The 5,059-nt window shown below is 67.2% G+C and carries 4 protein-coding genes; 3 read left to right on the top strand and 1 reads right to left on the bottom strand.

Annotated elements, in window-relative coordinates:
- Nucleotides 1–96 precede the first annotated feature (96 nt).
- Nucleotides 97–1,263, top strand: coding sequence for a cellulase-like family protein (locus ACEQZD_RS09535; protein WP_142947676.1), 1,167 nt, complete (start codon nt 97–99; stop codon nt 1,261–1,263).
- On the opposite strand, the gene ACEQZD_RS09530 is transcribed toward ACEQZD_RS09535, so the two are convergent.
- Entirely contained in the window at nt 1,260–2,189 is a 930-nt protein-coding gene (locus ACEQZD_RS09530) for a phosphotransferase (protein ID WP_370185153.1), read from the bottom strand. The two genes, ACEQZD_RS09535 and ACEQZD_RS09530, sit on opposite strands and share 4 nt — an antisense overlap.
- 122 nt (nt 2,190–2,311) lie before the next feature.
- Here ACEQZD_RS09530 and ACEQZD_RS09525 point away from each other — a divergent pair, with 122 nt between their 5' ends.
- Together ACEQZD_RS09525 and ACEQZD_RS09520 are read left to right on the top strand one after the other, a co-directional pair.
- Entirely contained in the window at nt 2,312–3,346 is a 1,035-nt protein-coding gene (locus ACEQZD_RS09525; protein ID WP_142947674.1) for an alpha/beta hydrolase, read from the top strand.
- Between the two features lie 100 nt (nt 3,347–3,446).
- Nucleotides 3,447–5,059 (top strand): 5'-3' exonuclease H3TH domain-containing protein (locus ACEQZD_RS09520; protein WP_370185151.1); only part of this gene is annotated, 1,613 nt, incomplete at its 3' end.

Below are 5,059 nucleotides of genomic sequence, written 5' to 3'. Positions count from 1 at the left end.
GGACTGGCCCGGGCGCCGCTTTTTGGCCCGACCGGGTCCATTGAGCCGGCGCGTGAAACCGGTATGCTGATGCGTTTGTCGGGTCAAGGAGAAGGCATGGGGCAGTCGCAGGGTGCGCAAGACGAATCGGCCACGGAGGTCCTGCCGGACCTGGGCCGTCTCGCGCTCACATGCTGGGATTACGCCTGGCCGCTGCGGCGCGAATACGGCCCCGGCGGCGGCGCCGTGGAGCGCGCCCTGGACGAAGCGGTGGAACGCGGCTTCAACGCCGTTCGCCTGGACCCCTATCCGCATCTGCTGGCCACGCCGGCCAACAGCGTCCACCTGGACCGCTGCGAAATCTTCGCCGAGCCGGACGCCCGTCGGGGCATCGGCGCCGGCGCCGAGACCGTGCAGATTCGCAAAGCGTTCCGGCGCCTGCTCAACGGTGCCGCCGACCGCGGCCTGAAGCTGTGGCTGAGCGGCTTTTTTATCGCCGACAGCCGCGCCCGCCGCTCGTTCGTGCGCCGCCCCGCCGACTTCATCGACGTCTGGGTGCAGACCCTGGAACTGGTGCGCGAATGGGGCCACCTGGATACCGTGGTGGCGGTGGATTTCTGCCACCATTTTCCGTTTCCGCCCTGGAGCCACGGCGTTATCCGCCGGGTGTTCGGCCAGCCGCCCCAGCGGTCCCTGCCGGAGCGTTGGCGCAGCGAGCAGGAGCAGGCGGTGGAGCAGTACCTGCTGGAAGTGCCGCGCGCCCTGCGTGCCCTGTTCCCCACCATCCATTTCGGGGTCAGCGCCGCCGCCGGCGAGACCGACCATCTGCGCCAACTGGACACCAGCGAGCTGGATTTCCTGGAACTGGGCCTGTGGCTGGACGACGATCCGCGCTACCGGCTGGCCACCGGCGCCGATCTGCCGGTGCCCGGGCTGCTCGACCGGCGCCTGGGCGCGCCGCTGCGGCGGGCGCTGATGGAAGCCACCGGTGAGCACTGGCGCGGCCGCCTTCAGCAGCAGCTACAGCGGCGGCTGGCGTTCACCCGCCTGCGGCGCCTGCAGCCGGTGCTCGGTGAAGGGTATCTCAATCCGCAGGCGACCCCGGAGCAGCTGCCCCGGGGCTGGGCCGGGTTCACCGAGGCGCTGGTGGGCCAGGCGGTGGCGGACGGCGTGGCGGTGATGACGCCCACCAGCCTGGCCCGGCCGCACAGCCCCTGGCTGTGGCGGGAAGCCGACTGGCTGGCGCACCTCAACCATCTGATTCTGACCGGCCCCGGCCGTTAGTCGTCGCCATTGCCGAGGGCGTTAAAGCGATAGCCGAAAATCCGCGCGAACTCGGCCGGGTCCTTGCTGCCCTGGCCCTCCGACTCCCCGGACACCGGCCCGGCCAGCCGCGACAGCCAGAAGCGCAGCGCCGCCACCGCCAACGCCAGCGCCAGCACGGATTCGTCCCACTCGCCGCCGCCGTCCCGGTAGCCGGCCAGCAAGGCGCCCTGCCGGCGCGGTACCGGGCGCCCGTCCGAGGCCACCGCCCAGTCGTTCAGCGCCACCGCCAGATCGTACTCGGGCCGTTCCAGACAGGCGTTGTAGAAATCCAGCACCCCGGTGAGCCGGCCCTCGGCGTTGAACAGCGCGTTGTCGCGGAACAGATCGCCGTGGATCAGGGTGCGGGTGGCGGGCACTTTCCGCCAGCGGCGCAGCACGGTATCGGCGCGGTGCTGGTCGTCTTCATTCAGGCGGCACAGGTGCTCGCCCAGGCTTTTCAGGCGCCGGCGCTCGTCGGGCAGCGCCTTTCCCGCTTCCGTCGGCTGGCGGTGCAGGGCGGCGAGCAGGGCGCCCACCTGCCGGCAGTGCTCGCTGCCCACCTCGAAACAGTGCTCGCCGGGCAGGCGCGGCACCAGCACCGCCGGCTTGCCGGCCACGTGGCGCAGCCGCTGGCCGTGGCGGTCCACCAGCGCCGCCGGCACCGGCAGGCCCGCCGCCGCCAGGGTCGCCAGCAACGCCAGATAGGGCGCCAGGGCCTCGCCGTCGAACTGCTCGAACACGGTCAGGACCACCGCCCGCGGGCCGCCGTCCTCGGCCCGGGCGTCGATCAGGAAGGTGCTGTTCTCAATGCCGTGGCGCGCCGCCTGCGCGTGCTCCAGCCGCAGCGCGTAGTCGGCCAGCAGGGCGGCCAGATCCCGATCATCGACACGGGTATAGACGGACATCAACATTTCCTAGTGTTCAACGCGAAAAAAAGGCCGGGGATGACCGGGCCGTTTGCTTGGGGCGATGGTATAACCCCTGTCCATTGGTGGAAATACACGCCGGGTTTAATTAAGGAGAAACCATGTCCCTGCAACACAAGATCGAGCGCACCACGGTGCGGACCCTGATGAAAATGCCCGGCGCCCTGGCCGGCCGGCTGGCCGGCATGGTGGAAAGCGTCAGCCGCGAGGGGCTGGACCCCAAGCTGCGCCTGCTGCTGGCCCTGGGTGACGGTCGCAAGGGCTTCCACGAGTTGCCGCTGGCCCAGGGCCGCGCCCTCTACGGGCACATGATCGACATGCTCGACGTGGACCGGCAAGAGGTGGCGCTGACCCGGGATATCCGCGTGCCGGTGGAAGGCGGCGATATGCTGGTGCGTCTGTATCGCCCCAAGAGCGCGCCCACCGAGGACAGCCCGGCGATCATGTTCTTCCATGGCGGCGGCTTCACCATCGGCAGCGCCGTGGAATACGACCGCCTGTGCCGCCACATTGCCAACGTCACCGGCGCGGTGGTGCTGAATGTGGACTACCGGCTGGCGCCGGAACACCCCGCGCCCACCGCCGCCGACGACTGCATTGCCGCCTGGCGCTGGCTCGGTGAGCAGGCCGGCGACCTGGGCATCGACACCCGGCGTCTGGCGACCATGGGCGACAGCGCCGGCGGCAATCTGTCCATCGTGGTGGCCCAGCAAGCGGCGCTCCAGGGGCTGTCCGTGCCCAAGCTGGTGGTGGCGGTGTACCCGAAAACCGACGGCGCCTCGGATATGCCCTCTATCACCCAGCTCGGCGGCGGCCAGGGCGGGCTGGACGGCGACATGATCCACTGGTTCCACAACCATTACATCCAGGACGACACCCTGGTGGGCGATTACCGCATCTCGCCGCTGCGCAACCCGGACATCGCCGGCCACCCGGACACCATCGTGGTCACCGCCACCGACCCGTTGCGCGACGAGGGCCTCGCCTACAGCGAAAAGCTCAAGGACGCCGGCGTTAACGTGGTCAACCTGGACTACCCGGAACTGGTGCACGGCTTCATCACCATGGGCGGCGCCATCCCCAGCGCCCGCAAAGCGGTGAACGCCATCACCCGGCAGATCAAAGAGCGCCTCTGACCGCGGATCCTGTGGGAGCGGGCCCGCTCCCACAAGGCGCTCCTGCAAGGTCTTGCGTTACACTATGCGCTCCATGTCTTATCCAACCCCAAGGACTGCCATGACCGAGCGTAAACCGATCATCCTTGTCGACGGCTCCTCCTACCTGTACCGGGCCTTCCACGCGCTGCCGCCGCTGACCACCTCCACCGGCCAGCCCACCGGCGCGGTGCGCGGCGTCGCCTCGATGCTGCGCAAGATGATCAACGACTACGACCCCGAGTACATGGCGGTGGTGTTCGACGCCAAGGGCAAAACCTTCCGCGACGAGCTGTTCGAGCAGTACAAGGCCAACCGGCCGCCGATGCCCGACGAGCTGCGCGAGCAGGTGCAGCCGCTGCACGACCTGATCCGCGCCATGGGCCTGCCGCTGATCATCGAGGACGGCGTCGAAGCCGACGACGTGATCGGCACCTTCGCGCGCATTTTCAGCGCCGAACAAAAGCCGGTGCTGATCTCCACCGGGGACAAGGACATGGCACAGCTGGTCAACGACCACGTCACCCTGATCAACACCATGAACAACGCCGTCTACGACATCGACGGCGTGCGCGAAAAATTCGGTGTCGGCCCGGAGCTGATTATCGATTTCCTGGCGCTGATGGGCGACAAGGTGGACAACATTCCCGGTGTCCCCGGCGTCGGCGAAAAGACCGCCCTGGCGCTGCTCACCGGTCTGGGCTCACTGGAAAAGATTTACGACAACCTGGACAAGGTCGCCGAGCTGAATTTCCGCGGCGCCAAGTCCATGGGCAAGAAACTGGAAGAACACCGCGAGCAGGCGTTTCTCTCCTACGAGCTGGCCACCATCAAGGTGGACTGCGAACTCAAGGAAGCTCTGGACGACCTCAAACTGCTGACGCCCGACGCGGAAAAGCTGGCCGGTTACTACCGCGATCTGGAATTCAAGGGCTGGCTCAATGAATTGCTGGAAGGCGACGACCCGGCGGTAGAGGGCGCTCCGGACATCGAGAGCGAACAGAGCATCGACCGGGACGGCTACCAGACCGTGCTTACCGAGGAAGAACTGGACGCCTGGCTCGACAAACTTAAGAAAGCCGAGCTGTTTGCCTTCGACACCGAAACCACCAGCCTTAATTACATGGAAGCGGACCTGGTGGGCGTCAGCTTCGCCACCGCCGCCGGCGACGCCGCCTACGTACCCTTCGGCCACGACTATCCGGGCGCGCCGGATCAGCTCGACCGCGCTCTGGTACTGGACAAGCTCAAGCCCGTTCTCGAAGACGAACAGAGCAAAAAAGTCGGCCAGAACCTCAAGTACGATATGAGCGTACTGGCCCGCGCCGGCATCACCCTGCGCGGCGTGGAATACGACACCATGCTGGAATCCTACGTGCTCGACTCCGTGGCCACCCGCCACGATATGGACTCCCTGGCGCTGAAATATCTGGGCCACAAAAACATCAGCTTCCAGGAGATCGCCGGCAAGGGCGTCAAGCAGCTCACCTTCAACCAGGTCGGGCTCGATGAAGCCGGCCCCTATGCCTCCGAAGACGCGGACATCACCCTGCGCCTGCACCAGACCCTGTGGCCACGCCTGGAAAAAGAAGCGGGCCTGAAAAGCGTGTTCCACGACATCGAAATGCCGCTGGTGCCGGTGCTCAGCCGCATCGAGCGCAACGGCACCTACGTGGACGCGGACATGCTCAAAAA

The organism is Alloalcanivorax sp. (assembly GCF_964221125.1).
Lineage (GTDB): Bacteria > Pseudomonadota > Gammaproteobacteria > Pseudomonadales > Alcanivoracaceae > Alloalcanivorax > Alloalcanivorax venustensis.
Note: the sequence above shows the minus strand (reverse complement) of the source record. Positions and strands in the feature narration are given on the sequence as shown.